Annotated in this window: 26 protein-coding genes and 1 pseudogene; 20 read left to right on the plus strand and 7 right to left on the minus strand. The window is 60.6% G+C overall.

All coding sequences use genetic code 11. The features are described from left to right. Positions 1-93 precede the first annotated feature (93 nt). On the plus strand, positions 94-948 hold the full coding sequence (cobA, locus tag E2L05_RS00085; RefSeq protein WP_133340858.1) for a uroporphyrinogen-III C-methyltransferase: 855 nt from the start codon (positions 94-96) through the stop codon (positions 946-948). 51 nt (positions 949-999) lie between these two features. Further along, positions 1,000-2,325, plus strand: coding sequence for a cobyrinate a,c-diamide synthase (locus E2L05_RS00090; protein ID WP_133340859.1), 1,326 nt, complete (start codon positions 1,000-1,002; stop codon positions 2,323-2,325). 145 nt (positions 2,326-2,470) lie between these two features. Here E2L05_RS00090 and E2L05_RS00095 read toward each other — a convergent pair whose 3' ends face one another. Further along, a complete protein-coding gene (locus E2L05_RS00095) occupies positions 2,471-3,139 on the minus strand; it encodes a PEP-CTERM sorting domain-containing protein (protein ID WP_133340860.1) in 669 nt (222 codons plus the stop codon). Positions 3,140-3,502: 363 nt separating this feature from the next. Here E2L05_RS00095 and E2L05_RS00100 point away from each other — a divergent pair, with 363 nt between their 5' ends. Continuing rightward, complete coding sequence (locus E2L05_RS00100) at positions 3,503-4,747, plus strand: MFS transporter (RefSeq protein WP_133340861.1); 1,245 nt, start codon at positions 3,503-3,505, stop codon at positions 4,745-4,747. Positions 4,748-4,763: 16 nt separating this feature from the next. On the opposite strand, the gene E2L05_RS00105 is transcribed toward E2L05_RS00100, so the two are convergent. The 3 genes from E2L05_RS00105 to cysS form a co-directional block, all read right to left on the minus strand. Next, the gene (locus tag E2L05_RS00105; RefSeq protein WP_133340862.1) at positions 4,764-5,528 is read right to left on the minus strand and encodes a squalene/phytoene synthase family protein; all 765 of its coding nucleotides are present in this window, start codon (positions 5,526-5,528) and stop codon (positions 4,764-4,766) included. Further along, the gene (gene cimA / locus E2L05_RS00110) at positions 5,525-7,183 is read right to left on the minus strand and encodes a citramalate synthase (RefSeq protein ID WP_133340863.1); all 1,659 of its coding nucleotides are present in this window, start codon (positions 7,181-7,183) and stop codon (positions 5,525-5,527) included. Before cimA ends, E2L05_RS00105 begins: the two co-directional genes overlap by 4 nt. Positions 7,184-7,271: 88 nt before the next feature. Continuing rightward, positions 7,272-8,642 (minus strand): cysteine--tRNA ligase, encoded by a 1,371-nt coding sequence (gene cysS, locus E2L05_RS00115; protein WP_133340864.1) that lies wholly within the window; start codon positions 8,640-8,642, stop codon positions 7,272-7,274. 105 nt (positions 8,643-8,747) lie between these two features. Here cysS and alr point away from each other — a divergent pair, with 105 nt between their 5' ends. The 14 genes from alr to E2L05_RS00180 all read left to right on the plus strand — a co-directional run bounded on the left by alr (position 8,748) and on the right by E2L05_RS00180 (position 21,458). After that, on the plus strand, positions 8,748-9,812 hold the full coding sequence (gene alr / locus E2L05_RS00120) for an alanine racemase (protein WP_133340865.1): 1,065 nt from the start codon (positions 8,748-8,750) through the stop codon (positions 9,810-9,812). Between the two features lie 92 nt (positions 9,813-9,904). Then, positions 9,905-10,687, plus strand: coding sequence for an MlaE family ABC transporter permease (locus E2L05_RS00125; RefSeq protein WP_133340866.1), 783 nt, complete (start codon positions 9,905-9,907; stop codon positions 10,685-10,687). Further along, complete coding sequence (locus E2L05_RS00130) at positions 10,684-11,430, plus strand: ABC transporter ATP-binding protein (protein WP_133340867.1); 747 nt, start codon at positions 10,684-10,686, stop codon at positions 11,428-11,430. The genes E2L05_RS00125 and E2L05_RS00130 overlap by 4 nt, the downstream gene beginning before the upstream one ends. Positions 11,431-11,526: 96 nt before the next feature. Then, on the plus strand, positions 11,527-12,183 hold the full coding sequence (gene gph, locus E2L05_RS00135) for a phosphoglycolate phosphatase (protein ID WP_133340868.1): 657 nt from the start codon (positions 11,527-11,529) through the stop codon (positions 12,181-12,183). Between the two features lie 408 nt (positions 12,184-12,591). Continuing rightward, entirely contained in the window at positions 12,592-12,945 is a 354-nt protein-coding gene (locus E2L05_RS20945) for a hypothetical protein (protein WP_208016199.1), read from the plus strand. Between the two features lie 50 nt (positions 12,946-12,995). Beyond that, positions 12,996-13,394: a hypothetical protein gene (locus E2L05_RS20950; RefSeq protein ID WP_208016200.1), complete on the plus strand. Its 399-nt coding sequence runs from the start codon at positions 12,996-12,998 to the stop codon at positions 13,392-13,394. A 458-nt stretch (positions 13,395-13,852) separates the two neighbouring features. Next, positions 13,853-14,320: a hypothetical protein gene (locus E2L05_RS00145; protein WP_133340869.1), complete on the plus strand. Its 468-nt coding sequence runs from the start codon at positions 13,853-13,855 to the stop codon at positions 14,318-14,320. Further along, positions 14,317-14,811 carry a hypothetical protein gene (locus tag E2L05_RS00150; RefSeq protein WP_133340870.1) on the plus strand — a complete coding sequence of 165 codons (495 nt, stop codon included), beginning with the start codon at positions 14,317-14,319 and terminating at the stop codon, positions 14,809-14,811. Before E2L05_RS00145 ends, E2L05_RS00150 begins: the two co-directional genes overlap by 4 nt. Beyond that, the gene (locus tag E2L05_RS00155; protein WP_133340871.1) at positions 14,792-15,280 is read left to right on the plus strand and encodes a DUF6634 family protein; all 489 of its coding nucleotides are present in this window, start codon (positions 14,792-14,794) and stop codon (positions 15,278-15,280) included. The genes E2L05_RS00150 and E2L05_RS00155 overlap by 20 nt, the downstream gene beginning before the upstream one ends. Positions 15,281-15,393: 113 nt before the next feature. Further along, positions 15,394-15,786 carry a hypothetical protein gene (locus E2L05_RS00160; protein WP_133340872.1) on the plus strand — a complete coding sequence of 131 codons (393 nt, stop codon included), beginning with the start codon at positions 15,394-15,396 and terminating at the stop codon, positions 15,784-15,786. 150 nt (positions 15,787-15,936) lie between these two features. Continuing rightward, positions 15,937-16,527 (plus strand): class I SAM-dependent methyltransferase, encoded by a 591-nt coding sequence (locus E2L05_RS00165; protein ID WP_133340873.1) that lies wholly within the window; start codon positions 15,937-15,939, stop codon positions 16,525-16,527. 60 nt (positions 16,528-16,587) lie between these two features. After that, a complete protein-coding gene (locus tag E2L05_RS00170; RefSeq protein ID WP_165971652.1) occupies positions 16,588-19,692 on the plus strand; it encodes a DUF3427 domain-containing protein in 3,105 nt (1,034 codons plus the stop codon). A gap of 385 nt (positions 19,693-20,077) precedes the next feature. Continuing rightward, positions 20,078-20,835, plus strand: a protein-coding gene (locus E2L05_RS00175) for an IS5 family transposase (RefSeq protein ID WP_133340999.1) whose coding sequence is annotated in 2 segments (ribosomal slippage) — positions 20,078-20,414 and positions 20,414-20,835 — 759 coding nt in all. Because the reading frame shifts where the segments join, the coding sequence is not laid out codon by codon here. Then, positions 20,832-21,458, plus strand: coding sequence for an ATP-binding domain-containing protein (locus E2L05_RS00180; RefSeq protein ID WP_165971653.1), 627 nt, complete (start codon positions 20,832-20,834; stop codon positions 21,456-21,458). The genes E2L05_RS00175 and E2L05_RS00180 overlap by 4 nt, the downstream gene beginning before the upstream one ends. 39 nt (positions 21,459-21,497) lie before the next feature. Here the strand turns inward: E2L05_RS00180 and E2L05_RS21020 are convergent. Then, positions 21,498-21,611: pseudogene (locus E2L05_RS21020) on the minus strand (IS3 family transposase); the annotation flags it as partial. Positions 21,612-21,952: 341 nt separating this feature from the next. Here E2L05_RS21020 and E2L05_RS00190 point away from each other — a divergent pair. Genes E2L05_RS00190 through E2L05_RS00200 form a run of 3 tightly spaced genes read left to right on the plus strand, consistent with a single transcriptional unit; the run spans position 21,953 to position 23,692 of the window. Further along, positions 21,953-22,156, plus strand: a complete 204-nt coding sequence (locus tag E2L05_RS00190; RefSeq protein ID WP_133340875.1) for a helix-turn-helix transcriptional regulator — start codon at positions 21,953-21,955, stop codon at positions 22,154-22,156. Further along, positions 22,156-22,662: a helix-turn-helix domain-containing protein gene (locus E2L05_RS00195; protein WP_133340876.1), complete on the plus strand. Its 507-nt coding sequence runs from the start codon at positions 22,156-22,158 to the stop codon at positions 22,660-22,662. Before E2L05_RS00190 ends, E2L05_RS00195 begins: the two co-directional genes overlap by 1 nt. Next, the gene (locus tag E2L05_RS00200; RefSeq protein WP_133340877.1) at positions 22,640-23,692 is read left to right on the plus strand and encodes a tyrosine-type recombinase/integrase; all 1,053 of its coding nucleotides are present in this window, start codon (positions 22,640-22,642) and stop codon (positions 23,690-23,692) included. The genes E2L05_RS00195 and E2L05_RS00200 overlap by 23 nt, the downstream gene beginning before the upstream one ends. 6 nt (positions 23,693-23,698) lie before the next feature. Here E2L05_RS00200 and E2L05_RS00205 read toward each other — a convergent pair whose 3' ends face one another. Both E2L05_RS00205 and E2L05_RS00210 read right to left on the minus strand, forming a co-directional pair. Then, on the minus strand, positions 23,699-25,471 hold the full coding sequence (locus E2L05_RS00205; RefSeq protein WP_243721815.1) for a 7-cyano-7-deazaguanine synthase: 1,773 nt from the start codon (positions 25,469-25,471) through the stop codon (positions 23,699-23,701). Positions 25,472-25,523: 52 nt separating this feature from the next. Beyond that, complete coding sequence (locus E2L05_RS00210; protein ID WP_133340879.1) at positions 25,524-26,303, minus strand: hypothetical protein; 780 nt, start codon at positions 26,301-26,303, stop codon at positions 25,524-25,526. Positions 26,304-26,338: the final 35 nt, after the last annotated feature.

Raw genomic sequence — 26,338 nt, forward strand, 5'->3', positions numbered from 1 at the left:
GCCCAACGCAACGCGCCGCTGCATGCCGCATTCGGCACAAGGCGCGACGGTGTTGCTCTTTCTTGCTTGGAAAAATCGGGCCATAACGCGGATATGAGTGAATCGCCCTTTCTTGCAGGCCATGATTGGCCCGACTTGTTACCCGGCTGGGTTTGGCTTTGCGGTGCCGGGCCGGGTGATCCGGGCCTGCTGACACTGCACGCGGCACGGGCGCTGCAGCAGGCGGATGTGATTGTCTATGACGCACTGTGCAACACCGCCATTCTGGACCTTGCCGGGCCTGAAACCGAGCAGATTTATGCTGGCAAGCGAGGCGGAAAACCGTCGGCTATTCAACGGGATATATCCCTGAGGTTGGTCGATTTGGCGCGGGCCGGAAAGCGGGTTTTGCGACTTAAGGGGGGTGACCCTTTTGTCTTTGGGCGCGGCGGGGAAGAGGCACAAACGCTGGTGCAACACGGGGTGCCCATTCGCATCGTGCCGGGCATCACGGCGGGCATCGGCGGTCTGGCCTATGCGGGCATTCCAGTGACCCACCGCGACGTGAACCAGACCGTGGCCTTTGTCACAGGACATGATCAAAGCGGCAATGCACCGGGGGCCGTAAACTGGACCGCTCTGGCACAGGCCGCGCATGTTCTGGTGATCTATATGGGCATGAAACATATAGAAAAAATCACCTCGGAGTTGATCGCAGGTGGCCGTGATCCGAACGATCCTGTCGGCGTTGTGACGCAGGCCAGCCTGCCTGATCAACAAGTTCTGGAAACCACGCTGGCCCGCTGCGCGGCGGATGTCGTAACCGCCAATCTAGCACCACCTGCCGTGATTTGTGTGGGCCGAGCTGTTCTGATGCGGCAGACCTTGGACTGGCAAAGTCTGGCCGCTGGCGTTCCGCCGCGCAGCCTTGATCCGCTGGATCGAGGTCGCCCTGCAGAGGCGTCTTGATCCGGTGAAAACGCCCGTCGGATTCGCGTATGGCTTTTGTATGGCACGCGTATGACCCATGTGCCCCCACCAGACCAAGCCGTCGGGCGCGGGCTTTTAATAGCGGCGCCCTCTTCTGGCAGCGGCAAGACCACCGTCACGCTTGGGCTGTTGCGGGCGCTGCACCGGGCCGGGCATATCGTGCGCGGGGTGAAATCCGGGCCTGACTATATCGACCCGAAATTCCACGAAGCGGCCTGTGGCGGCGCGCCGTGTCTGAACCTTGATGCTTTTGCCATGGGGCCGGACCGGCTTTGCTCGTTGGCCGCCGGGCCGGGGCTTTTGATTGCCGAAGGGGCCATGGGTCTGTTCGACGGTGCGCCGCCCGACGGGCGCGGCTCGAGCGCAGACCTGGCCCGCGCCTTGCATCTGCCGACCGTGTTGGTGGTGGACGCAGCGCGCATGGCCCAATCGGTTGCGCCGCTGGTTGCCGGGTTTGCCCGGTTCGAGCCAGAGGTTCGGATCGCGGGCGTAATTCTGAACCGGGTGGGCAGCCCGCGCCATGCGGCGATGCTAACCCGTGCGCTTGCGCCGCTGGGCATTTCGGTTCTGGGGGCCGTTCCACGCGACGGGACGCTTGAAACGCCCTCGCGGCATCTGGGATTGGTGCAGGCTCAGGAGCGCGGCGATCTGGAGGCATTTCTGGAGCGGGCCGCGGACATCATGACAAGCGCCCTTGATCTTGATGCGCTAACCCGGCTTGCTGCGCCCCTTCCCGCGCCGCAGACATCGTCGCGCAACGGCTTGCGAATGCACCCGCCCGCACAGCAGATCGCCGTGGCGCAGGATGTGGCCTTTGGGTTTACCTACCCGCATATGTTGGATGATTGGCGCAGCTTTGGGGCAGAGGTGATCCCGTTTTCACCGCTCGATGACGAGCCTGTACCAGAGCAAGCCGGGTTTGTGTTTCTGCCCGGCGGATACCCTGAGTTGCACGCCGGGCGCGTGGCGGCCGCAGCGCGTTTCAAGGCGAGCCTGAACAGATGCGCGGCATCGGACGTGCCGATTTATGGCGAATGCGGTGGGTACATGGTGCTGGGCGATGGGCTGATCGATGCGCAGGGTGTGCGGCACGAGATGGCCGGCTTGCTGCGGCTGGAGACAAGCTTCGCCTCGCGCAAATTGCATCTGGGGTATCGGCATTTGCAGGGCGGCGCCGCATGTGGACCGATTTCAGGAGATTGGGCGGGCCACGAGTTTCACTATGCCACGACCCTTCGCGCAGACGGCACGGCGGTTTTTGAAGCTCAAGATGCAGAAGGGGCGCCCCTGCCCGCGATGGGTTTGCGCGAGAGCAGTGTCATGGGATCGTTTGCCCATCTGATCGACCGGGTGTGAGGGCGACAGGAGGGCTTTGCCCACCGTTCTGCACGTTCCGAGTCAGATTTGTGGCTCGGACATTTGAGGGTCTTTGCGAAACCAATGATGGGCTTCAGACTCCGAGCACGGCGAAACAGTATCTAGCCGTGCTCGGGCGGATTGATTATTTGCGCCGACGTCGGCCAACGAAGCCCGCCAATCCAAGTGCCCCGGCCAACAATGGCAGCGAGGCGGGTACCGGGACCTCGGCGGCAGGGGAATAGGCCGTGATCAAACGCGTCCAGTCACCCGGGCTGGTCGCCTGCCAACGGATATCAACCGAGTTTCCGTCAAAAACAGTTGTATCATTGGATTCCAAGCCCCTGGCCGTAAAGTTGTTGTACGACAAGCCGGGCAGGCCAAGTTGCGCATCGCTGTCGAACATATTCTGGTCCGAAGTCATGAATGCAAAAACCTGACTGTCCAGCGTGATTTTAGCGGTTACGGCTTGGCCACCGGGCGCAGGGTCCCACTGAATATAGTGGCTGGACACGACAGTTCCGGCTTTGATGTAGTAATCCCCGCCTGGCGCAGTGGTGATGAAACTTGCACTGGTGTCGAAGACCCGATCAACGCGCAAATCAGCTGTAAGTGTAAAGTTCTGAACTTCATCCCAAGCCAACAGTACGCCGTCATTTGGGTCTTTCGCGATGGGGTTGGGTGGGGTCGTGGTAATGGTGCAGGCCACGGCGGTTGCGCCGCAATTGGTGATATCCACAAGCGTCGCTTTTGCAGGCGCCGCAAGCGCCACAGACAGAGCGAAAGCTGTGCAAGTTGATTTGAAATACGTCACGATAAATCTCCTCTCGACCGGGTGGGTGTCATCTAGACGGCACCCTACTTGCCTGGCATCACATCAATCGGCTTCCCCTACGTAGCTTAAATTTGCAGAACGCCCGGATCAACACTCGACCCGCTCAAGAGCGCTTCTTCCGCACCAGTATCTTGAATTTTAGTTAACCGTCATTTTGGGGACTTGGCTGATCCAGCTTTCGCTTCGCAGGTCCGATCAACCCTGAGGTGCATCAAAGATCGTATCCGTGGATCACGCATTCGCACACTTGGGGAACGCTCTTGGCCGGTGCCATCGCTTCGTGCCAACACGACGCGCTGACGGCATCTTTCCCATTGCCTCTGCCGGGTATATTGGCAGGGTATGAGCACCGACATACCCCACCCAATCGACCCTGAATTGCCGCCTCACCCCGCGCCGGATCGCCGTGCGCGCCGCAACGTTGCCGTGCTGGTCGCAGCGCAGGCGTTGATCGGGAGCCAGATGCCGATGATCTTCGTGATCGGCGGTTTGGCGGGGCAAATGCTGGCGCCGAATGCCTGTCTGGCCACGCTGCCTATTTCATTGATCGTGTTCGGGTCCATGACGACGGCGCCTTGGCTGAGTTCGGTCATGCAAAGCGCCGGGCGGCGCGTGGGGTTCATGATCGGCGCGCTTGGCGGATTGCTGGGCGCGCTGGTCTGTGTTTTTGCTTTGTCGCAGGGATCTTTCACACTGTTCCTGCTGGGTAGCTATCTGACGGGCATCTATATGAGTGCGCAGGGTTTTTTCCGCTTTGCTGCGGCTGACACCGCGTCGGATGCGTTTAGGCCCAAGGCGATTTCCTATGTCATGGCCGGGGGGCTAGTGTCAGCAGTGCTTGGCCCGCAATTGGTCAAGGTGACGGTCGGGGCGACAGCGATTCCCTTTCTTGGCACCTATGCGGCGGTGATCGTGATCAACCTCGTTGGGATGCTGCTGTTTCTTGCGCTGGACTTGCCCAAACCACCGCCGCCAGTGGCAGGGGCCGCCCCAGCACGCACGCGGATGCAGTTGTTGCGCGATCCGGTGATCGGCGTCGCCGTGATCTGTGCCATGGTCAGCTATGCGTTGATGAACCTTGTCATGACCTCCACCCCTTTGGCTGTGGTCGGCTGCGGGTTCAGCGAAGGGTTGGCCGCCGACGTGGTAACGGGCCATGTGCTGGCAATGTTCGCCCCGTCCTTTTTCACCGGACATTTGATCGCGCGGTTCGGCGCCACCCGGATTGTCGCGCTGGGGCTGGCCATTCTGGCAGGGGCCGGCGTGGTTGCCTTGCAGGGTGTCGAGATCGAGAACTTCTTTATCGCGTTGATCCTGTTGGGGATTGGATGGAACTTTGGGTTCATCGGCGCGACCACGATGCTGGCCAGCGCCCATGCCCCTGAAGAGCGGGGCCGCGTTCAGGGGTTGAACGACATGATCGTGTTCGGCTGCGTGACGCTGGCATCCCTTGCATCAGGCGGGTTGATGAACTGCACCGGGGGCAGCACCGAAGCTGGATGGTCTGCAGTGAACTATGCCATGGTGCCGTTTTTGACCCTTGCGGGCGGCGCATTGATCTGGCTTGTGCTTCGGCCCGCCGATTAAGCAGGTCCCTGTCGGTCTATATCCGGCCTGTCAGCCCGGTGACCAACAGGCCCCAGCGTTTGCGCGCCTCGGCTTCCGGCAGGGTGGCGTCGCCCACGCGGGCTGGAACGGCTGACGCGCGGCTCAAAAGCGCCTTGGCACGCCATGCGGGCCAAAGGGCGGGCTTTGCGGATTTTGGCACAGCCCCCTGAGCTTTGCGAGCGCGGGCAAGCCGGGTGAGACCCTCTTGCGCGAGAGCCGCGACAGCTTGGGGCCGACCATCCACCAGCGGTCGGCGGCCGCGTTCTTCCAAATCCGGGACAGCAAGGAACCACGCGGCGAGGCCTGCGGCAAAACCGGCATCTTCGGCCACTTGGGTGTCTTTTGCGCCCAGAGTGCGTGCAGCAACGGACATCAGCCCCCCCCCGGTGGCCGCAATATGGGCGATCAGGGCAGCGTCGTCTTCGAACGTATCGCGATAGCAGGACCACCGGTGCGCGGCGACTAACGCATCAAGCCTGCGCGCGCCCTCGGCGTCGATCACGTCTGACAGCGGGGTTGCGACTTCGTGGCGGCGCACCTGCCCGCCATTGATGATCTCTTCGAGCACATCGCGCCACCATTGCAGGCGCATCTCGGCGATCATGGCTTCTTCGGTGAGCCACGGCGCACGAGAGACCTCGACATTGAAAGCATAGATCGGCAACAGACGTTTGCGCGCCTCAAGCGGCGCGGCCAGCAATGTGCGAAAGCGGTCCGGGTCGCCACGTTCCACCAGCCCCGCGCAGGCATCAAGGCTCATGTGGCGGCCTGCCCGGCGCGGGCCGTCATGGTTTGCGGCGGCACTGCACCATCGCGCACCAGCTTCCACGTCACCGCATCAAGCAGCGCTTCAAAACTGGCATCCACAATGTTGGGCGACACGCCCACGGTGGACCACCGCCGCCCCTGCCCGTCTTCACTGTCGATGATGACGCGGGTGACGGCCTCGGTGCCGCCATTGGTGATGCGCACCTTGAAATCGACGAGCTTGAGATCTTCGATATAGCTTTGATAGGGGCCAAGATCCTTGCTGAGCGCCTTGAACAGCGCGTTGACCGGTCCGCGATCACTGCCAGTGGCATCAAGGCTTTCGGACACGGAGAGGGTTTTTTCCTCACCGATCTTTACGACCACGACCGCTTCGGACAGCGAAATCATGCGGTCGTACTTGTTCTTGCGCCGTTCGACCGTGACCTTGTAACGCTTCACTTCGAAAAAGCGGGGCAGCGCCGCCAGCTCGTCGCGGGCGATCAATTCGAAGCTGGCTTGCGCGGTATCATAGGAATATCCCTGCGCTTCGGCGTCTTTCACCCGGTCGAGGATGCGCAGCAGAGCCGGATCGCCGGGCGCCACGTCAAGCCCGGCTTCGGCCAAACGGCGGCGCAGGTTGGACTGGCCCGCCTGATTAGACATGGGAATGACGCGGGCATTGCCCACGAGCTTGGGCTCCACATGTTCGTAGGTCGTGGGATCCTTGAGGATCGCGCTGGCATGCAGGCCCGCCTTGTGGGTGAAGGCCGATGCGCCGACATAAGGCGCAGGGCGCAACGGCACGCGGTTCAGGATATCGTCGAGCAGGCGCGAGGCGCGGGTCAATCCGGCCAGCGCATCGCCTGTGACACCAATCTCGAACTGATCCGCATAGGGCGCCTTGAGCTTCAGGGTCGGGATCAGCGTGGTCAGGTTGGCATTGCCGCACCGCTCGCCCAGCCCGTTGAGTGTGCCCTGCACCTGCCGTGCACCGGCGTCGATGGCGGCAAGACTGCCCGCAACCGCGTTGCCGGTGTCGTCATGGGTGTGAATGCCAAGCGACGTGCCCGGAATGCCCGCCGCGATCACTTCGGTCACAATACGCCCGATATCCGACGGGAGCGTGCCGCCATTGGTATCGCAAAGCACGACCCACCGCGCGCCCGCGTCAAAGGCAGCACGGATTGCGGCCAGGGCGTAATCGGGATTAGCGCGATAGCCGTCAAAGAAATGTTCCGCATCGAACAGCGCCTCGCGCCCTTCGGCCACCAGATGCGCGATGGAAGCGGCGATATTTTCAAGGTTCTCGTCCAGCGTGATACCCAGAGCGGCAGTGACGTGGAAATCATGGGTCTTGCCCACAAGGCACACGGCACCAGTGCCCGCGTTCAGAACGCCTGCCAGCACGTCATCATTCGCGGCAGAGCGCCCGGCCCGCTTGGTCATGCCAAACGCAGTCAGCCGTGCGCGGGTTTGGGGGGCGGCGTCGAAAAAGGCGCTGTCCGTGGGGTTCGCGCCGGGCCAGCCGCCTTCGATGTAATCGACGCCAAGCTGGTCGAGCACCGCCGCGATGCGTTGCTTTTCGTGGGTGGAGAATTGCACGCCCTGGGTCTGTTGCCCGTCGCGCAGTGTGGTGTCGTAAAGATAGAGCCGTTCGCGGGTCATGGGCGGTCCTCCGGACGGTTTGCAAAACGGCCTGCGCCCCCGGTCCGGGCGCTGCCCTTGTACGGGTATCTGGCGGCGTGCAACGCGATCATTTCAGCGCCTCTAGTTTGGCGGGGTCAAAACCGGCTTGAGGTGTCAGGCTCACGCCTACCTTGCTCATCTGGACTTCGACCCCGGCATCTATCAGCGCGGCTTTGAGTTGATCGACCCCGGTAAAGTCCTTTGATGCCATAGCTTCCATGCGCAAGTCGGACAGTCGCGTTTCAAAAGCGGACAGATCAACTTCGGCTTCAGCGGCCCAGCGTGGCGCCTCTTCGCCGATTAACCCGAGTTGTTCAAGCGAAGCACGCAGTGCGGTCGCATCTTGCGCCGCCGCCAATTGGTGGCATTCGGCCAACGCCTTATGGGTGTTCAGATCGTCGGCCAGTGCATTGATAACGGCCGCAGGGGGCGCACCGTCTGCCTGCGCAGATGAGGCCAGCGCATACCATTTGCGAAGCGTCTTTTCCGCCTCCTCCGCCTTCTTTTCTGTCCAGTCCATAGGCCTGCGGTAATGGGTGCTGAGCATCACGAAGCGGATCACTTCGCCGGGGTAGCCTTTGTCGAGCAGATCTTTGACGGTGAAGAAATTGCCAAGGCTCTTGGACATCTTCTTGCCCTCGACCTGTAACATTTCATTGTGCAGCCATACATTTGCAAAGCTTCCGCCGGGATGGGCGCAGCAGCTTTGGGCGATCTCGTTTTCGTGGTGGGGGAACATCAGATCATTGCCGCCGCCGTGGATGTCGAACGTCGCGCCGAGCAATTCATAGCTCATTGCAGAGCATTCGATATGCCAGCCGGGGCGGCCCCTGCCCCACGGGCTTTCCCAACCCGGCTCGCCATCCTTGGCGGGCTTCCACAGCACGAAATCCATCGGGTTGCGTTTGTAGGGCGCGACTTCGACGCGGGCACCGGCGATCATGTCATCGACGGACCGGCCCGACAGGCGGCCATAGTCGGCATAGCTGTCTACCGCGAACAACACGTGCCCTTCGGCGGCATAGGCATTGCCTTTGGCGATCAGTTCTTCGATCATCGCGACCATCTGCGGGATATACTGCGTGGCGCGGGGCATGGCACTTGGTTCCATGGCGCCCAAAGCGGCCATGTCTTCAAGGTACCAGCGGGTGGTCTCGGTGGTGATTGCGTCAATCTCGCGCCCGGCCTCGGCCGCGCGGGCGATGATCTTGTCGTCCACATCGGTGAAGTTGCGCACATATGTGACGTGATCCGCGCCGTATATGTGGCGCAACAGGCGATAGAGCACGTCGAACACCAGCACCGGGCGTGCATTGCCCAGATGGGCACGGTCATAGACCGTGGGCCCGCAGACATACATCCGCACGTTGTTCGGGTCGATCGGCGTGAAATCTTCCGCCTTGCGGGTTGCGGTGTTGTGCAAGCGTAGCTGGGTCATGGGGGCCTCCGTCACCGGCGGGACTTAGACGAGAATGCGCCCAAAGAAAAGAACACCCGCTGCGCTGGCTTGACGTTTCCCGCGCGGCTCGGTCATGTGCGTTGTATGGGAACACCGACACTGACGATCCGCCTCGATGCGCTTGCCCAGAACTGGCAAGCGCTTGACCGCCGCAGCGGCGCAAGCTGCCAGACCGCCGCCGTGGTCAAGGCCGACGGCTATGGCTTGGGCGTGGCAGAAGTTGGCCCCGCCTTGGCAAAGGCCGGGGCGCGGACCTTTTTCGTTGCGGTTGCCGAAGAAGGCGTGGCCCTTCGCAAGGCACTAGGCAGCGGGCCAGAAATCGGTGTGTTTTCGGGGCATATGGCGACGGACACTGGCCTCCTGCGGGATCACGCGCTGATCCCCATGCTGAACAGCCCCGAACAAGTGGCTCGGCATCGCGCGAAGCTGCCGGACGCGCCGTTCGGGATTCAGCTTGATTCGGGCATGCGAAGGCTCGGCATTGCACCCGATGATTTCGCCGCGCTGCGCGAGAGCGTCCTGGCCGCGAAACCCTGGTTGGTGATGTCGCATCTGGCCTGCGCTGACGAGCCTCAGCACCCGCAGAACGCCGCACAGCTTGCCACATTCACCGAGATGACCAACGGGCTGGGCCTTCGCCGGTCCCTGTCGGCCACGGGGGGCATTCTGCTGGGGTCAGACTATCATTTTGATATGACACGCCCCGGCATCGGCCTGTATGGCGGCGCACCGTTTTCCACGGCACTTCAGGTGGCCGAGCTGTCAATTCCAGTGATCCAGTGCCGCAATGCCGCCCCCGGTGATAGCGTTGGATACGGCGCAAGCTGGGTGGCCGCACGCCCATCGCGAATTGCGACGCTTGCGGCGGGATATGCCGATGGGCTGATCCGTGCCATGTCGAACACGGCGGTTCTGCATGCGCGCGGGGTCCCCTGCCCGCTTGCCGGGCGCGTGTCGATGGATTTGCTGACCGTGGATGTCACTGACTATGTCGAGGCGCACGGCGCGGATCCGGACGCTCTTGATATCTTGGGCCCCTACCAAGGGGTCGATGTTCTGGCCGATGCCGCTGGTACGATCGGGTACGAGATTTTGACATCGCTAGGCGGCCGCTATGCGCGCCGCTATCGAACGGGCGCGCCAGCCTGAGCCATCACCGCCATCTCGACAAGACGCACGCTTGGCGATAAGCCACTGAAGGTCAGCCGACATTGAACGACGGCGACCAGACAAGGATCACCATGGACGTCACAGCCCCTGTCGCCAGTATCGGGCGCAGCACATTGCGCACCATTGCCGCCCTCGGGCGGTTGTCGATTTTCACCGGCCAGACCCTGCGCCACATTCTTTTGCCGCCCTATTACCCACGTGAATTCTGGCATGCCGTGATCGCGATCGGGTGGCTGAGCCTGCCGGTCGTGGGCATGACCGCCGTGTTCACCGGCGCAGCGCTGGCGTTGCAAATTTATGCAGGGTCCAACAGGTTTGGAGCGGAATCGGTGGTTCCGCAGATTGTGGCCATCGGCATGACCCGTGAGCTTGGCCCCGTCCTGGGCGGGCTGATGGTCGCTGCCCGTGTGGCCAGTTCCATCGCGGCCGAAATCGGCACGATGAAAGTCACCGAACAGATCGACGCGCTTGTGACGCTGTCCACCAACCCGATGAAATACCTGACCGCGCCGCGCGTACTGGCTGCGACGTTGACCGTGCCCGTGCTTGTAGGAGTCGGAGACGTGATCGGAATCATGGGCGGCTATCTTGTCGGCACCTCGCGGCTTGGTTTCAATGAAGCTGCCTACCTGAAGAACACCTTTGATTTCCTGCAATTCTGGGATGTCGGGTCGGGCCTTGTAAAAGGGGCCGCCTTTGGCTTCCTGATCGCATTGATGGGCTGTTACTTCGGGATGCACTCCGGTCGTGGCGCACAGGGCGTGGGTGCTGCGGTGAAATCGGCTGTGGTTGCCGCTTCGGTTCTTATCCTCGCATCCAACTATCTTCTGACAGAGGCGTTTTTCGGGTCATGATTGAACTTAGAGGCGTCAGTAAGAGCTTTGGGGATTTCGCGGTTCTGCGCGGGGTCGATTTGGTCATTCCCAAGGGCAAAAGCATGGTCATCATCGGCGGGTCGGGAACCGGCAAGTCGGTGACATTGAAAAGTGTGCTGGGGCTTATCAAGCCAGACAGCGGCACGATCCTCGTCAATGGCGAGGACGTGGAACAGGCGCACCGGGACACGTTTTTGTCCCATTTCGGGATGCTGTTTCAGGGCGGCGCGCTGTTCGATTCGATGACCGTTTGGGAAAACGTGGCCTTTCGACTGCTGCGCGGAAGCTTGAAGCGCCCTCGGGGCGAGGCCCGCGAGATCGCAATTGATAAGTTGCGCCGGGTGGGGCTGAGAGCCAAAGTGGCCGACCAGTACCCGGGCGAATTGTCAGGCGGCATGCAAAAGCGCGTTGGACTTGCCCGCGCAATCGCTGCGGAGCCGCAGATCATCTTTTTCGATGAACCGACGACCGGGCTTGATCCGATCATGTCTGGCGTGATCAACGACCTGATCCGCGAGATCGTGGTCGAGATGGGCGCAACGGCCATGACCATCACCCATGACATGACCAGTGTGCGCGCCATCGCCGACAAGGTGGCGATGCTGCACGACGGGGTCATTCAGTGGACTGGTCCCGTAGGCGACATGGATGCGGCGGACGACCCCTATTTGCGCCAGTTCATCACAGGCAGTGCCGAGGGGCCAATCGAAGCGGTCCGGTGATGGGCGGTTACGAGACAGGCCTTGGTGCAAAGAACAGCAAAGCGCCGGATCAGGAATGACGCCGGTAAGCCAACCGTTTTGGAAGTGGACGAGAGCATGAGCGGCGCGGTTGTTTTTGATCTGGACGGAACCCTGATCGACAGCGCACCCGATCTGCACGCGGCAGGCAGCCAAATGTTGACGGAGTTCGGTGCAGCGCCTGTTACCCCGGCCCAGACACGCAGTTTCATCGGTAATGGTGTTCCCACATTGGTGGAACGGTTGATGGGGGCCGCCGGCCTTGGGTCTGATCCATCCCAGCACGCCGCCTGTTTGGCCGCTTTCACCCGCCATTACGAAGCGTCGCCAACTGCGAACACGACCATTTACCCCGGCGTCTTGGCTGCGCTTGATGATCTGGAGGCCGCGGGCTGGACCCTTGGCATCTGCACTAACAAGCCAGAGGGGCCCGCGGTGACGATCCTGCGTGCCTTTGGCCTGTTGGACCAAATGAAAGTTGTCGTGGGCGGGGATACTCTGCCGGTGAAGAAGCCGGACCCTGCCCCGCTGTTTCACGCGTTTGATGCCCTGCCGGATGGGCCACGTCTGTACGTGGGCGACAGCGAGGTGGACGCAGGCACCGCACAGGCGGCGGGCATACGGTTCGCACTCTATTCTGAAGGGTATCGCAAGACCCCGGTAGCCGACATTCCCCATGACCATGCGTTCGCGGATTTCGCCGCGTTGCCCGCGATTGCCGCATTAGCCCGCTAAGCGGCAAACATCAAAGGTAGCAGCCGTTGAACCGCGTCGCCGATCTATGCGGCGTGCGACGGCCATTCCCAATCCGCGAACGATAAGTTTCACGACCGGGATTTACCGCAGTCTCTACCGACTTTGGCGAATGGGTTGCATGCGCAACCAAGTCTTCGGAAACAGTGGTGAGCCGTGCAGGACGCTGCGCGTTGTTGAAAATCAAGGGGTTACACTGGCGAACCCCCACAACAGCCCCTTTGATTTCATTGCCGAAATTCAGGGCCTGACGAACCGTCCAGACGTCCCCGGAGCCCCAAACAAAATTGCCGGGGGAGCTGGCACTCCACCCGACAACAAAGAAAGTCTTTCGACACCAAGAGCCTACGCCCGCTCCGCCACTGGCGCAAGCCTCACGGAGGACCGGCCATGAGCTACGTCGTAGAGGCCCATTGCCATGAGCGCCGTTTCGGCAGTGCCGTCCGCAAGCAGATCATCATGTTCCTGGCCAACAAGGCCAGCGATGACGGCTCGGGCATCTGGTGTTCCAAGGGGTTCGTCCAGCGCCACACGGAGCTGAGCGAGAGCAGCGTCAAGCGGACCATCTCGGAGTTCCTCCGCGAGGGCATCTTGGTCCAGACCGGACAGCAGCGGCCCTGCAAGAACGGCTTCACCGTCGTCTACCGGATCGACATGGACGTCGTGGCGCAATTGGAGCTGATTGGTGCCCCGGCAAGGTCCCCCGAGCAGACGGGGTCCTCAGGGGACCCCAATCAATCCTAAAAACAACCCCTAAACCTCCTACGCGCGCGCAGGAGCCGGGGGAGGAGGGTTTGGGCAAGATCTGGGAAGCCTATCCCGAGGACCGGCGGCGGGACCGGCGGACCTCGCTCAGGCTGGCCCGGGATGCGCTGTCCGAGGTGACGGCGGCCGAACTGCTGACGGCGGTGAAGGCCTACGCCCTGCATTCGGCCGGGCACACCCGATCGAAGGTCAGCTTCTCGGACAACTGGTTCAGGCTGGAGAAATGGCGGCCGTTCGTCGAGGCGGCCAGGGTCGAGGTGCACAGGCCGCAAGAGATTGCCGAGAGGCTGCTCAGCGACGCCGCCGACGCCATCCGCGAGCGGAAGGACTGGATGTACCGGCACCTGCCGGAGGACAGGGTTTTCCAAGCGGTGCAGCGTGGGTTGATCTCGAGGGCAGAAGCCCAGGCAGCGGGGTTCCTGCGATGACCAGGCCCGGCATGATCCCGCCCCCCGCCTGGCCAACGGACCCCGCGCTAGGGCGGTCCGCGCTCCCGGGACACCTTGCAAGAGCCTGCCGACGCGCCCTCATGGCTGGCGGAGAAGGGCTTTTGCAGCCGCCATGGGCGGCTTCGATCCGGGACGGATCGGCGGCGCAGTCGCTTGGCTGGGTGCAGGGGCGCAGCGCCTTGCCAGACGTGTTGCTTGCCAACACAATAGTCGGTCCATATTGCGTTTCCCGGGGAACGGAGGTCGCAGCATGAGCGGCCCCCAGTTTTCCATCTCCAGAGCTTTTCGCGCAAGGCGAACCCCGCCGGACAATCGGTGGAGCAGGTCCTTGCCGAAGCGGCCCGTGTCCCCCGGCTTTGCACTCACGTGACCGCACCTCGTCCGCCCCTGTCGTTGCAGGCTTGCACCCGGCGCGGATCAAGGAGCGCCATGACGCCATGGTGGAGGCCGGGCGGATTTCCGTGGCGCTGGTCGAGGAAAATACCGCGGTGGCCGACGCTTACCTCCTCGACGCGCAGCGCAGGGCCCGGCACGCACGTCTCGACGCCGGGCGCAAGATGGAAGAGGTCCGATCCCAAGCCGATGCCTACCGCCGAGATGGGGTGCGCGAGGCTTTCGAACTGGCCCGCAAGCTGATGATCGGCGTGCTGACCGGTGAAGTCGTGCCAGCGCCATCGGGGGAAGGCTGGACCATCCACGACGAACGCCTGAAGCGCCGGGTTGGAGAGATGGACATCTATAGCTCCTTGGATCGCATCCTCCAGATCGTCTCCCGGTGCTGGGAGCTGATCGAGCGTCACCTGAAACCGGCTGCGGCCGAAGCTGAATTGAGCGACCTGGTGGAGGATCAGCCCCCGGCCGGGCGCGATCCGCTACATCAGTCCAAGAGAGGGATTGAACCATGACCCGAGAACTGGACGCCCGCATCGAGGAACTACGAGCCAGACGAAACGACACGATCCGTAAGACGGAGGCAGAGCTGGCGGAGATGCAGGCGGAGCTCGAGCGGCAGATGACGGCCTTCCGCAAGGAGGTGGCGGCTGAGGCAAATCGGATCGGGGGCGTAATGCAGGTCACCGGCCGAAGGGTTGTTGCGGCGGAAAAGCGGCAAGCGAAGCTCGAGGCAGACCTCGCCACCCTCGGCAAGGAGAGCGGCCGCCTTCTGCTGAGAAATAAGCGTCTTGGTATGGGCATATTGCTGGGAAGCGTCCTCCTGAGCGGCACCTTCATATCGCTGGCGCTCAGGGGGGGCACCGCTTTAGCCCCAGTGATCACCTCGGCGTTGACGGGATCGACAATGATCGGTTGCCTTGATCACGACGCGATACGCTATCGAAGGGCGCGACCAGCGGCCGTGGAGCGAGGAGGCCTTATGAATGCGATACACGAGCTGTGAGGACTTGTGGTCCGCGTTCAAGCAGGCCGACGCCGGGCCGAGGTCAGAGGACCTCGATAGTTCCCCGATGATTGACAACTGGTTCCTTGTCTGGCGTGACGGTGATGCCATCCGGGTCGATGGCGACGTGAGCGGTCATCCCGAGATTTCAGCCCCATGGGTGACGACGTCTCCTGTGCTGGGCTTCCGGTACGACTTCGACTTTAAGGCAGGCTGGTTGCGGACAGTGTCGCGCTGGTATCGCCTTGGTCGCCTGAGGGCTGTGCCGGTTGCGTCACCCGATCCGCAGGTAAAGCGGAGAGAAGCTCTCGATGCCGCGCAGGATCTTCTCACGCGACATCGGGAGGCTTGGCACGACCAAATCGTGTCGGGCGGACGACCAGTGGCAACTGATCTGCCAGAGTCGGAGACGGTTGGGGGCGATGTGCCAAATGAGCCTCTCGGTCCGGTCACAGGCCTCTTCGTCTAGCGGGACTTAGTTGTGCCCGCAAACATTCGAAAGTTCATGAAGAACACCGCCTCAGATTAGAGGCGGCCCCTGTTCTACCTGTGTGGAAGAAGTGCGATCCGGGAAAGACGCTTATGTCAGAGGTAGGTGGCAAATACCTTTTCGAAACGTTGCTGAGCGCCACCGAAATCGCCAATCTCGCGATCTGCGCCGACGTGTCGGAGCGGGGCGAAGCATGGACTACGGAGGCCAAGGACGCCCTCTACAAGCTGCTCAAGCCCACGATATCGCCGCACATCAGCTCGCGATCCCCCGGCGGTGCCGGGCCCACGAGAAGCCTCGCCCAAGCCTATCAGCTCCTCCTGCTTGACCTGGCCACACACGGAATGGACGCGCCCTCAACCGTCATGCGGAAGCTCCTAACGATCTGGGCGCTTGAAACATTTGGTCGTAGCACGGAGCTAGCAGGGTTGGATGACGGACAGGTATTCAACGTCGTGCTCAAGGCACTCGGATTGTCATCCTAAACGCTTGCATCGAAGTATTTGGGAACCTGTGCAGCTACAAATTTGGGTCAGGACTTCGGTAACGGGTCCTTCTCACCGGTGTGAGCCGGGCTTGACAGGTCAAGCCGCACTTCCGACAGTTCGCTCGTTTGCGTCGAACGGATTGAAGAAATGGCCGACTACTACGAAAGAAATGCGCAGAATTTTATTTCCGCCACCCAATCGGTCGACATGTCGGAACTGCGCACCCGGTTCTTGGCGCAACTGACCCAGATGCCTGGGGGCCAATGCCGCATTCTCGACGCAGGCACCGGTTCCGGACGCGATGCCCGTGCGTTCCGCTTTGCAGGCCATGAGGTTGAAGCCTTCGACGCCTCCTCAGCGATGGTTCAGGCAGCCACTCTCTTCAGCGGCGTCCCGGTCCGACTGCTCAGCTTCGAGGAATTTCAATGGGAGCAGTCGTTTGATGGCATCTGGGCCTGTGCGTCGCTCTTACATGTTGCCCGCGCTGATCTGCCCGCTGTCTTCCAACGCCTCGCTGATCACATTGTCCGCGGCGGCATCCTCTATGCCTCGTTCAAATTCGGCACTGGAAACCGCCGAAAAGACGGCCGCGATTTTACCGACATGACCGAAGAAACTCTCTCGTCCCTCCTGGACGAACTCCCTTCTCTGCGGCAGGTTGAAACCTGGCGATCCGAAGATCGCCGCCCTGATAGAAAAGAGGACATTTGGCTCAATGCTTTGCTGAGGAAAACCTGACACTTGCCCGCTGAATTACCTTCCGCAGACAACGCCCCCTGCCCATGCTGTAGCCCAGCTATGGACAAGGTGGTCGAATGCGACGCCAAGGTCATTGTGATCCGCCACGGGGCAGGCCTGATCCTCGCTCCGCGGAGGCACGCGAGACGGTGGCGCGACCTCGACGAGGCCGAGCAATCGGCCCTGATGGCGCGGATTACACCGGCTCAGACCCAGCTCGAGACCGACGGTATCACCGCCTCGGTCGCCCTTATCGAGTCTGGGCCGCACTTTCATTTCCGCCTCGAAGCCCCGGCATCCGCGACCGGTCCAATTCCCGGCGCCCCGCACGACCGACCGCTTATTTCAGGCGGAGACGACGCGCTCCATGCTCACCTCCGCCCCCTAATCGACCAGGCGAAGAGCGTAGATCTCGCCGTGTCCTTCCTGATGACCTCTGGTGCGCGCCTCGTCCTTCCCCACTTGCGTGACCTGCTCGAACGTGGCGGGCGGTTGCGGCTACTCACCGGCGATTACCTGGACGTCACAGAGCCGACCGCACTGCGCCTCATGCACGATCTCGACCACGACCGTCATCTCTACATTTTCCGCGCGGCGCGCATCCCGTTCCATCCCAAGGCCTGGATGTTCTCCTTTGCCGACGGCTCCGGAGCGCTGATCGTCGGCTCGTCGAACTTGTCACGCTCGGCTCTGACCGATGGCGTCGAATGGAACCTCCGCCACTTCGACAAGTCGGACGCCCTGCCGCTGACCACTGCTCGCGCGGCCTTTGACGATCTTCTTGCCCGGCCCGACGTGAGGGGCCTTTCGCCCGAGTGGATCGACAGCTACGAAACGCGACGGATCGCCCCGACGCCGATGGCTTCCGGCGTTCAGGAGGAGCCGCCCGAAGACGCACCCAAACCGCACGCCATCCAATTGGAAGCTCTCGCGGCCCTCGCCGCGACGCGCGCCAAGGGATACCGCGCTGGTCTGGTCGTGTTGGCAACCGGGCTCGGCAAGACTTTCCTCGCCGCTTTTGACAGCCAGCCTGCCGCGCGCGTTCTATTCGTCGCGCATCGTGAAGAGATTCTGACGCAAGCCATGGAGGCGTTTCGCGCAGTTCGTCCCAAAGCCCGTCTCGGACGGTTCGGCGGAGGTGAGAAGGACTTTGACGCCGACGTGCTCTTCGCTTCGATCCAGACGCTCTCCCGCGCCGAACACCTGAACCGCTTCTCGCCGGATGCCTTCGACTACATCGTCGTTGACGAATTCCACCACGCGGCCGCTGCGACCTATCGGCGGATTATCGACCATTTCACACCTGACTTCCTGCTGGGCCTGACGGCAACGCCTGACCGCTCCGATGGCGGTGACCTTCTTGGCCTTTGCGAAGAAAATCTCGTCTACCAATGCGACCTCTGGTCGGGCATCGACAGAGAATTGTTGTCGCCGTTCAAGTATTTCGGCGTCCCTGACCCTGTTGAATACGCGCAAATCCCCTGGCGTAGCGGACGCTTCGATGAGGCGGCACTGACTGAGGCAGTCGCCACGCAAGCTCGTGCTGAAAACGCTCTCGACCAGCTCGCACGGCGGGGCGGCAAGAAAGCTATCGGCTTCTGCGTCTCGCGTCGCCATGCCGACTTCATGGCCGAGTTTTCAAGAGCACGCGGACTACGCGCCGTGGCTGTGCATTCCGGCGAAACCTCTGCCCCACGCGCCAGCGCTTTGAAGGCCCTTGAACACGGCGACCTCGACATCGTCTACGCAGTCGACATGTTCAATGAAGGCGTGGATGTGCCATCCATTGACACGGTCTTGATGTTGCGCCCCACCGAAAGCCCAGTGATCTGGCTGCAGCAACTTGGCCGCGGGTTGCGCCGGTCCGCCGAGAAGACCCACCTTGCCGTGATTGATTACATCGGCAACCACAGGATCTTCCTGACCAAAGCCCGCACCCTTCTGCGCATCGGCGCGGGTGAAGGCGCGCTGCGGATCGCTCTGGAGCGTTTCGCCCAGCATGAAATTTCCTTTCCGGCAGGCTGCGAAGTCACCTACGACCTCGAAGCACTCGACATCCTGAAATCGCTGATACGCCAACCCCGTGATGGTGAAGAGCTGACCGCCTTCTATCGCGACTTCCGCGACCGCCACGGCGTCCGCCCCACCGCGTCCGAGGTTCAACACGCCGGCTTCAACCCAGGCCGCACCGGCCACGAAGGATGGCTCGGCTTCGTCAACGACATGGGCGATCTTTCCGCCGCAGGACACGCGGCGTGGACCGCGAAAAAAGGGTTGCTCGATGAGATCGAAACCACCCGCATGACCCGCAGCTACAAGATGTTGGTCCTGCGCGGCATGATCGAGGCCGGAGCCTTTCCGGGACGCATCGCCATTTCCGATCTAGCCGACCGTGTCGCGCGCCTCGCGCGGCGCAATCCGGAGATCAAGGCAGACCTCAGCGTCGATCCCAAAGACCCCGCCGCGCTGCGGGCCTTGTTGACACAGAACCCGCTGAAGTACTTGTCCGCGAAGGAGTGGTTCCAGCTCGGTCCCGGCACGTTTGAGACAACCTTTGGCAACGCGCCTGATCCAGCAATGGCGGAACTCGCATCCGAGATCGTCGACTGGCGCCTCCTGCGCTACCTGCAGAACCGCGCCACGACTTACAGTCAGGACGAAGCCAGTCCCCTCTCGGCGGCTGCCGACGACCAAACACCATACATCCCCGCACAAGCGACGGCAAAGATCTGGGATGAATATCCCCGCGATCACATCCCTCCTCTGTTTGGAGAGAGGTTCAATACCGGGTCCTGGAACTCCGGAATCGTTGTCATCTCAAAGGCCAAGGTCATGGTCCTGCTGGTCACCATGGACAAGCGCAGCATGTCTGTCGGAGACCATTATGCCGATGCCTTCGCCACTCCGACGCGCTTCATCTGGCAAACCCAGACCAGCACCCGCCGTGAAAGTTCACGAGGGCGAATTATATCAGGGGACGAGCCCGGCTGGACGATCCACCTCTTCGTCCGAAACTCCAAACTCCGTGATGGCCGCGCCGCTCCGTTTCGCTATGCCGGCCCGGTAACCTTCGCAGGCTGGGAGGGCGAATCCCCTATCACCGTCCAACTGGATTTGACCGCCTCCCTTCCAGCAGGTTTACAGTCACTGTTTGGCTTGAAGTAACACACCTATATTGGTGTGAGGTAGAGGAGGGCGGTCTACCGACCATCGGCTGCGCATCGCATGAATGGCCAAGTTGCGCAGGTAACGGACGTGGCACCTGGAAGAGGACTGCTAGGTTTGGCCGGAGCTTCCGGCCCTTTGCTGCCGTTGAGCGACCCACAAATTAATGTCCGCTTTAACTTCCTATACGACGTGCAGAGATCACAGCCTGAACTTGCCATGGAACCATGGCCAAACTATCCCTGATACGACACCATCGCGATCTCCGAGTATTAGATGCAGTACATTCCCAATGGCCCAGACATTCCAGAAGCTCGACTAGGGTCAGGATGCATTGATTTCGGTCGCACGGCGTGATTCACGGCTCAGAAAATGGAGCGGTGACATGAGCGACCTTTACTGGCTGACTGACGAGCAGATGGCCAAGCTCGCCCCTTTCTTCCCGAAATCGCACGGCAAGCCGCGGGTTGATGACAGGCGGGTTCTGAGTGGGATTATCTTCATCAATCGCAATGGGTTGCGCTGGCGGGACGCGCCTGCCGCCTATGGTCCGCACAAGACGCTCTACAGCCGGTGGAAACGTTGGAGCGAGAAAGGAATTTTCGCGCGGATGATGGCGGGGTTGGCAACGAAACACGGTGAGAAGACGACCGTGATGATCGACGCAACATACCTGAAGGCACATCGAACGGCGACCAGCATGGCCGCCAAAAAAGGGGGCGCGGGCGTCTGATCGGTCGCACCAAGGGCGGCATGAACACCAAGCTTCATGCCATCTGTGACAGCCAGGGACGACCGCTCGATCTGTTCGTCACCGCTGGACAAGTGAGCGACTACATCGGTGCACGGGCGCTTCTCGGTAGCCTGCCAAACGTCAAATGGCTGCTGGGAGATCGTGGTTATGACGCCGACTGGTTCAGGGAAGCGTTGAAAGATAAAGGCATACGCGCCTGCATTCCCGGCCGGAAGCAACGCAAGACGCCGATCAAGTACGACAAGCGCCGCTACAAGCGGAGAAATCGTATCGAGATCATGTTCGGCAGGCTCAAGGATTGGCGGCGTGTGGCGACCCGCTATGACCGATGCCCCGAGGTGTTCCTATCAGCCATCGCCCTCGCGGCAACCGTCATCTATTGGTTATGAATCCTGACCCTAGTGAAGCTCTTGATTGGGTCTCCAAGGACATCGTCCGGAAGTCGATAACCGTTTCTTACAGGCAAAGTCAGCGCTTAGTCGATTTAGCCAAAGATGTCGCCACGCTAGGCGGTTCGCATGCCGAAGACATCATTCTTCCGGACCATCTTGACACCCAAGGCATAGCTCCGGTTTGGCGAGACTGCCTCGACGATCATGAAAAAGTCGCGGATTGGCTGACCGAGCGGATCCAAGAGATTGATAGAATGCTGAATAGGGCTACCACAATTGCTGTCCTTGTAAATAAGGAGGCAGATGTGGAGCCGCTAGCTCTAACCTTGAATGACCGTCTTGAGGAAATCAGCCTAGCAGCGGTTCCTTGCAAAGATGGGAAGGTTGTTGGCAACGACCGAGACGTGAGGGTCTTTGATATCCAGCACATCAAAGGATTGGAGTTTGAAGCCGTTTTCTTCATTGGTCTTGATGAGACTTTGGAAAAGCACCCGGAATTATTCACGCAGTTTCTCTACGTTGGTGCGACCCGCGCGGCTACCTATCTCGGGATCACGTTCTATGGGGTATTTCCTGAGGTCCTCATGCCTCTGTCCTCGCGCTTCGCTGAAAAGTGGTAATAGCTGAGTGAAGTGCTCTCCGAAGAGTCCTTGGTTTTTGTTCGCACTGTTCAGGTTCTGGTCCTCTGCTGAGCTTTGCTGATACTTCCACGGGGTGAACCCGTCGACTCTCGTGTGTGGGCGATTGTGATCGTAACCTTCGCGCAAACCTGCTCTACCCGCCGGAACAGTTCCAGAGCGTGATTACGGTGAGCCTGGAGACGATGCGGTTCGTGAGTGGGTCGCCTAAGCTAGACATCGACCGAAAGCACGTGAGCAACCCGCAGTCAGTGGACTGCAGGCACCATGCCTACTGTCCCTTTTTTGGTTGGTCACGGCTTTTCCAAATGGGTCACAGCTTTGATCGAATAGAGAAATAAAATCATATACTTGAAAGACAATTGGTCACGGTTTCCTTTTGCGGGGCTACATACTTCACGCCGAAAGAAGCGCACCTTTTTCCTCAGAAGCGCATCGCACCCAAGCGATCCGCATAGAGGCGAAAAGGTCATCAGATGGCGAAGTTCACTCAGGTTCAGCTCGCAACGCGCTGGCACATTTCACCACGGACGCTGGAACAATGGCGCTGGCTCGGCAAAGGGCCGAAATTCCTAAAAATTGGCGCGCGAGTTCTCTACGACGAGGCAGACATTGAGGCCTTTGAGGCCGCGCAGCTTTGCCAGAACACACATGGCCCGTTGTCACCGGAGCGAAAGTGATGGCCAAGAAATTCCCCATGAACAGGATCAAGGCAAACCGGGTCTATGACGTTTGGGAGATCGCGCAGGCGCTGGGCTGTCACAAGCAAACCGTCATCCGCTGGATCAATAATAAAGATCTTGTTGCGGAAACGAGCCGTAAGCCTTGGTTGATCGAGGGAAAAGACCTCAAGGCCTTTCTCGGTGCCCGCCAGACCAAGATCGCCACCAACCTGGCCCTGCATCACTGCTATTGCCTCGGGTGCAAGTCTCCTCGCGAGCCTGATGGTAAGATGGCTGATTACATGCAGCAAACCCCCGAAACAGGGCGCTTGACCGGCCTTTGTCCCGAGTGCGGATCGCTGATGCATAAGGTCGTCAGGCGCACCGATCTGGAGGCCATTCGTCCCAAAATCGAGGTCGCAGTTCAGAAGGCGTCCCCAAGATTAGTGTCTCCAGCCGATACCCGTTCAAATGTCACCATGCAACAGGAAGGTCAAACCCATGGCAAAACGCAACAAGGATAATCTGCGCATCAAGCGCAAATACCTTCTCTGGCGCAAGGACGCTCAGGGCATTTCCGAGGCTTCCCTCGACAAGTCTGCCGCTGCCATCACGCTCTACGATGACTGGCTGGGCGGCAAGGATTTCCGCGCTTTCCATGCCGAACGCGCGCGGTCGTTCAAGCGTCATCTAGCGCGCCTTCGGAACGAGCGCACTGGCGCGCCGCTGTCCGCTGCGACCACCAACGGCACCTTGCGCGAGTTGAAGGCGTTCTTCTACTGGATGGCGGATCAGCCCAGCTACAAGTCGAAGATCAGCCGCTCGGATGCCGACTATTTGACGCCGGACCGCAAATCGGAAAACGCCCGACGCGGGACGCTGTGGAAACCGCACCCTTCGCCCGCACAGGCGCGTCACGTCATCAAGACGATGTCCACAGGCACGGTCATCGAACGCCGAAACCGCGCCCTTCTGGCGTTCCTGTTCCTCACAGCATCACGCGAAGGGGCCGCGATTTCATTGCTCTTGCGCAACCTTGAATTCAAAAGCGGGTGCGTGCAGTTCGATGGCCGATACGTTGACACGAAATTCGGCAAGTCTTTCTCAACCGGGTTCTACCCGTTCGGCGAATTCGCGGAAGTCATTCTCGAAGATTGGGCGACTGAGTTGACGCAGACTCACCTTTTCGGCGCGACCGATCCACTGTTCCCGAAGACCAAAGTCGCGGTTGGTGAATCCCACAGGTTTGAGGCCGTCGGGATTTCGCGGGAACCTTGGAAAAGCGCATCAAGCGCGGCGAAGATTTTCAAGAAGGCATTCTCCGACGCAGGTCTGCCGCCATTCTCGCCGCATCGGGTCAGAGATACGATGACCGAACTGGCCAACGACCATTGCCGCACGCCTGAGGACTTCAAGGCATGGTCACAGAACATGGGCCACGATGACGTTCTGACGACGTTCAGTTCCTACGGCACGGTCCCACCGGGGCGACAAATGGAGTTGATGGGCCGGTTTCGAAAACGCGGTGTCCAAGATGACAGCCTCATCAAATGATCCCCGTCATTCCGACTTGACCTTCCGGACCGCTACGCGGTCCGGGGTCAAACGATAGCCATGCCACGGTACGTTCTCGATTATCGCTTCGGCTTCCTGTTGTTCCCTGCCGCTGGAAGCCATTTTCTTCTTTAGCACGGTTTTCGCGCGATTGACCCGTTGGCGCACAGCTTCATCGCCCTCCAGTTTCAAAGCATTTGCCAGAAAGGCCGAACTGGCCAAAGGATAATCGAGAGGCGTCATGCCCTGCCCGGCCCCCTCAAGCCACTTGTCGGCCAATGCAATCAACAGGTCAGCCGTAGCATTGCGTTCAACGAAAATTCGTTCGTCGATAACGACGCGCCGCCGTTTCGTGTTTACTTCCATGACCATGAGATTCGAGGGTTTTGCAATAGGGCGAGATGGAACCGGCATATGCGGTAGAAGTTCCGGCCTTTGCGCTTCACCGTAGAGCCTTGGCAGGCTTCCGTCCGGAAAATCCACAGCATCCTTCGCCTTCAAAGTCGCGCGCATTACGTCGGACACCCCGGTCCCGTGCCGTTTCAACAAGCGGGCGATCATCTCAAGCGCCGTTTCCGTAGGCTGCTCCAAGTGAGCGACAGCGCTGACGACGGCAGGTAGGGCGCGCTCCAATTCCGATGGGGTGACGTGTTCGTAGGCATGTGCGCTGCGCAGGTAGGACAGCGCGATCTCGCGGTCGCGAAGATCATTTCTGGCATCGTCCATCAGTGCCACCCGATAAGCCTCTTCCGGGTCGAACCTAGTCAACCCGGCAGCCAGCACAGCAAAGCGCCTGTCGATGCATTGCGAACACCGCCCGCAATGGATGTGCTGCTTGGTCTGGTTGTGAACATCAGCGCAACTGCGCGTCTGCGCTATCAGTTCGGACATGCCCAAACGGGCAACCGCCTCGACCACTTCCCTCTTTGTCCGCCAGAAGAATGGATTGTCGATCCGGGTTTCGGACGTGAACACGCGGCTCAAGAAATCGGAAAACCGGGAAAGGGTTTGCGGATGGGTCGTTCGGGTGGCTCTGGTGCCAAGAACATTGCCAACCGGCGACAAGTTCAGGCTGACGACCCCGTTTTCGTAGAATGAAACCCGGTTCAGCCCGAACGCCTTTGCCGTGACAGCGCCCAGCGCAGCGAATAGGAACGACCTTGCCCGATGTGTCCCCTCCTTGAGTCCTCTGCCAACCATCTGCACTTGCACAGGGATATGGCGACAACTGTTCTCGCCGAACCTTGAAGCCAATGCCTTGTGAAGTTGCCGCTGCACAGGCGCGATCTTTGAAGCGGAAAAATGACTGACCAGCGCAACGCGCTCGCCTTGCTCGGCGACTTCCTCAAGCGCCCCAGCAAAGGAATCGAGGCCGCCGGAGAACATCATCACCCGCGTCGCCCGCCATGCGCTGCCCTCGTCGAACTTGAAGAACAATGATCGCTCGGCCTCGCCATCCTCTTTGGCGACGAACCGGAAAGCAAACCGATCTCCAGACAGGAACATCAGCATTTCTTCCAGTGCCGAGACCACTTCTGTGCAATTCCAGAAATCGTGATCCCGAACCGGCATCTCAACTTCAAAATGCCGATTCCATCGCGCGCCCATATGCTGATCTGCCGTGCCACCGCGACTTACGCCAGCATCGGCCCCGTAGACCACTGCCGCGACTTCAAGCAAGTCCAGGGTTCGGTCTGGCAATTCGGCCACCAGCTGCGCGTTCAAATGGCTGATGCAGACTTTGACGCCGACCGGTTGCCCATCGATCTCAAGGCACAATTGTGCGTCACCACCGCTCTTGGTCAGCGGCGGAAGGCACCTAACCCGATGCTCAAACGGTATCGCGCCGCCGCCCAAGCTCGGACCTCATCTTCTTGAATGCGTAGTCAGTGAAACGGTTGATTGCGTCCTGATCCAGAGACTGGTGCTGCCACACCGTTTTACCGAACCACCCACCTGCAAACTCCTGCACGATGCGTGAGGCTTCAAAGGTGTGTTGGGCCAAGGCTTGCTGGAAAGCGACGCGCTGGGCGTCACTCGCAAACCGACGGTCTTGCCCGATGTGGTTGGCCAGTTCTCGGCTTAGGTAATAGTCGAGAGAGCGATAAGTCAGTCTTGCAAAGAAATCTCGCGCTAAGTGGGCAAACTTGTCGCCCGAGGCAAATTCCCCCAACGCGATCCGGACTTCCTGCGAAGTCGGTTCAAACAACGTTGGCAACCGATCTCGTAGATTCACCGACAAGGATTCGAGCAAAGCGGATTTGGCCAATAGACCGGCATCCGATGCGTGCCCCGTTCCGAAACTCTGCCGTTCAATGGCAGCGTCCAGACCGGCTAAGAGATTGGCCACCGACACCAAGGCACTATCGCCACATCCCAAGTCAGCCAATGCGTCCTCGAACCCCGGCGCACGTGCCAAAAGCGGAAGTCGCACAAGAAGCGATGCTACGAACTGAAAGCGTGGGTCCTTGCTCGCATTGGAAAGGTCCCGCTCCGAGGCTTTCGCCGCAGCCTCGGCGATCACGTCAACTGACGCACCAGAATCTATTAAACCAACGACATCGCGCCACTTCTTCGACTGCGGCAAAGTGCCGAGCCTAATATGGCCCATAACTGTCTCCCTGTTGCGCCGACGCTGACGCAATT

Source organism: Meridianimarinicoccus aquatilis, assembly GCF_004358675.1.
Classification (GTDB): domain Bacteria; phylum Pseudomonadota; class Alphaproteobacteria; order Rhodobacterales; family Rhodobacteraceae; genus Meridianimarinicoccus; species Meridianimarinicoccus aquatilis.

What these genes read in the sequence shown, in the direction of transcription:
- cobA (WP_133340858.1), top strand. Translation starts at nt 94, where the DNA reads ATGAGTGAATCGCCCTTTCTTGCAGGCCATGATTGGCCCGACTTGTTA.
- E2L05_RS00090 (WP_133340859.1), top strand. Translation starts at nt 1,000, where the DNA reads ATGACCCATGTGCCCCCACCAGACCAAGCCGTCGGGCGCGGGCTTTTA.
- E2L05_RS00100 (WP_133340861.1), top strand. Translation starts at nt 3,503, where the DNA reads ATGAGCACCGACATACCCCACCCAATCGACCCTGAATTGCCGCCTCAC.
- E2L05_RS00105 (WP_133340862.1), bottom strand. Translation starts at nt 5,528, where the DNA reads ATGAGCCTTGATGCCTGCGCGGGGCTGGTGGAACGTGGCGACCCGGAC.
- cimA (WP_133340863.1), bottom strand. Translation starts at nt 7,183, where the DNA reads ATGACCCGCGAACGGCTCTATCTTTACGACACCACACTGCGCGACGGG.
- cysS (WP_133340864.1), bottom strand. Translation starts at nt 8,642, where the DNA reads ATGACCCAGCTACGCTTGCACAACACCGCAACCCGCAAGGCGGAAGAT.
- alr (WP_133340865.1), top strand. Translation starts at nt 8,748, where the DNA reads ATGGGAACACCGACACTGACGATCCGCCTCGATGCGCTTGCCCAGAAC.
- E2L05_RS00125 (WP_133340866.1), top strand. Translation starts at nt 9,905, where the DNA reads ATGGACGTCACAGCCCCTGTCGCCAGTATCGGGCGCAGCACATTGCGC.
- E2L05_RS00130 (WP_133340867.1), top strand. Translation starts at nt 10,684, where the DNA reads ATGATTGAACTTAGAGGCGTCAGTAAGAGCTTTGGGGATTTCGCGGTT.
- gph (WP_133340868.1), top strand. Translation starts at nt 11,527, where the DNA reads ATGAGCGGCGCGGTTGTTTTTGATCTGGACGGAACCCTGATCGACAGC.
- E2L05_RS20945 (WP_208016199.1), top strand. Translation starts at nt 12,592, where the DNA reads ATGAGCTACGTCGTAGAGGCCCATTGCCATGAGCGCCGTTTCGGCAGT.
- E2L05_RS00145 (WP_133340869.1), top strand. Translation starts at nt 13,853, where the DNA reads ATGGTGGAGGCCGGGCGGATTTCCGTGGCGCTGGTCGAGGAAAATACC.
- E2L05_RS00150 (WP_133340870.1), top strand. Translation starts at nt 14,317, where the DNA reads ATGACCCGAGAACTGGACGCCCGCATCGAGGAACTACGAGCCAGACGA.
- E2L05_RS00155 (WP_133340871.1), top strand. Translation starts at nt 14,792, where the DNA reads ATGCGATACACGAGCTGTGAGGACTTGTGGTCCGCGTTCAAGCAGGCC.
- E2L05_RS00160 (WP_133340872.1), top strand. Translation starts at nt 15,394, where the DNA reads ATGTCAGAGGTAGGTGGCAAATACCTTTTCGAAACGTTGCTGAGCGCC.
- E2L05_RS00165 (WP_133340873.1), top strand. Translation starts at nt 15,937, where the DNA reads ATGGCCGACTACTACGAAAGAAATGCGCAGAATTTTATTTCCGCCACC.
- E2L05_RS00170 (WP_165971652.1), top strand. Translation starts at nt 16,588, where the DNA reads ATGGACAAGGTGGTCGAATGCGACGCCAAGGTCATTGTGATCCGCCAC.
- E2L05_RS00180 (WP_165971653.1), top strand. Translation starts at nt 20,832, where the DNA reads ATGAATCCTGACCCTAGTGAAGCTCTTGATTGGGTCTCCAAGGACATC.
- E2L05_RS00190 (WP_133340875.1), top strand. Translation starts at nt 21,953, where the DNA reads ATGGCGAAGTTCACTCAGGTTCAGCTCGCAACGCGCTGGCACATTTCA.
- E2L05_RS00195 (WP_133340876.1), top strand. Translation starts at nt 22,156, where the DNA reads ATGGCCAAGAAATTCCCCATGAACAGGATCAAGGCAAACCGGGTCTAT.
- E2L05_RS00200 (WP_133340877.1), top strand. Translation starts at nt 22,640, where the DNA reads ATGGCAAAACGCAACAAGGATAATCTGCGCATCAAGCGCAAATACCTT.
- E2L05_RS00210 (WP_133340879.1), bottom strand. Translation starts at nt 26,303, where the DNA reads ATGGGCCATATTAGGCTCGGCACTTTGCCGCAGTCGAAGAAGTGGCGC.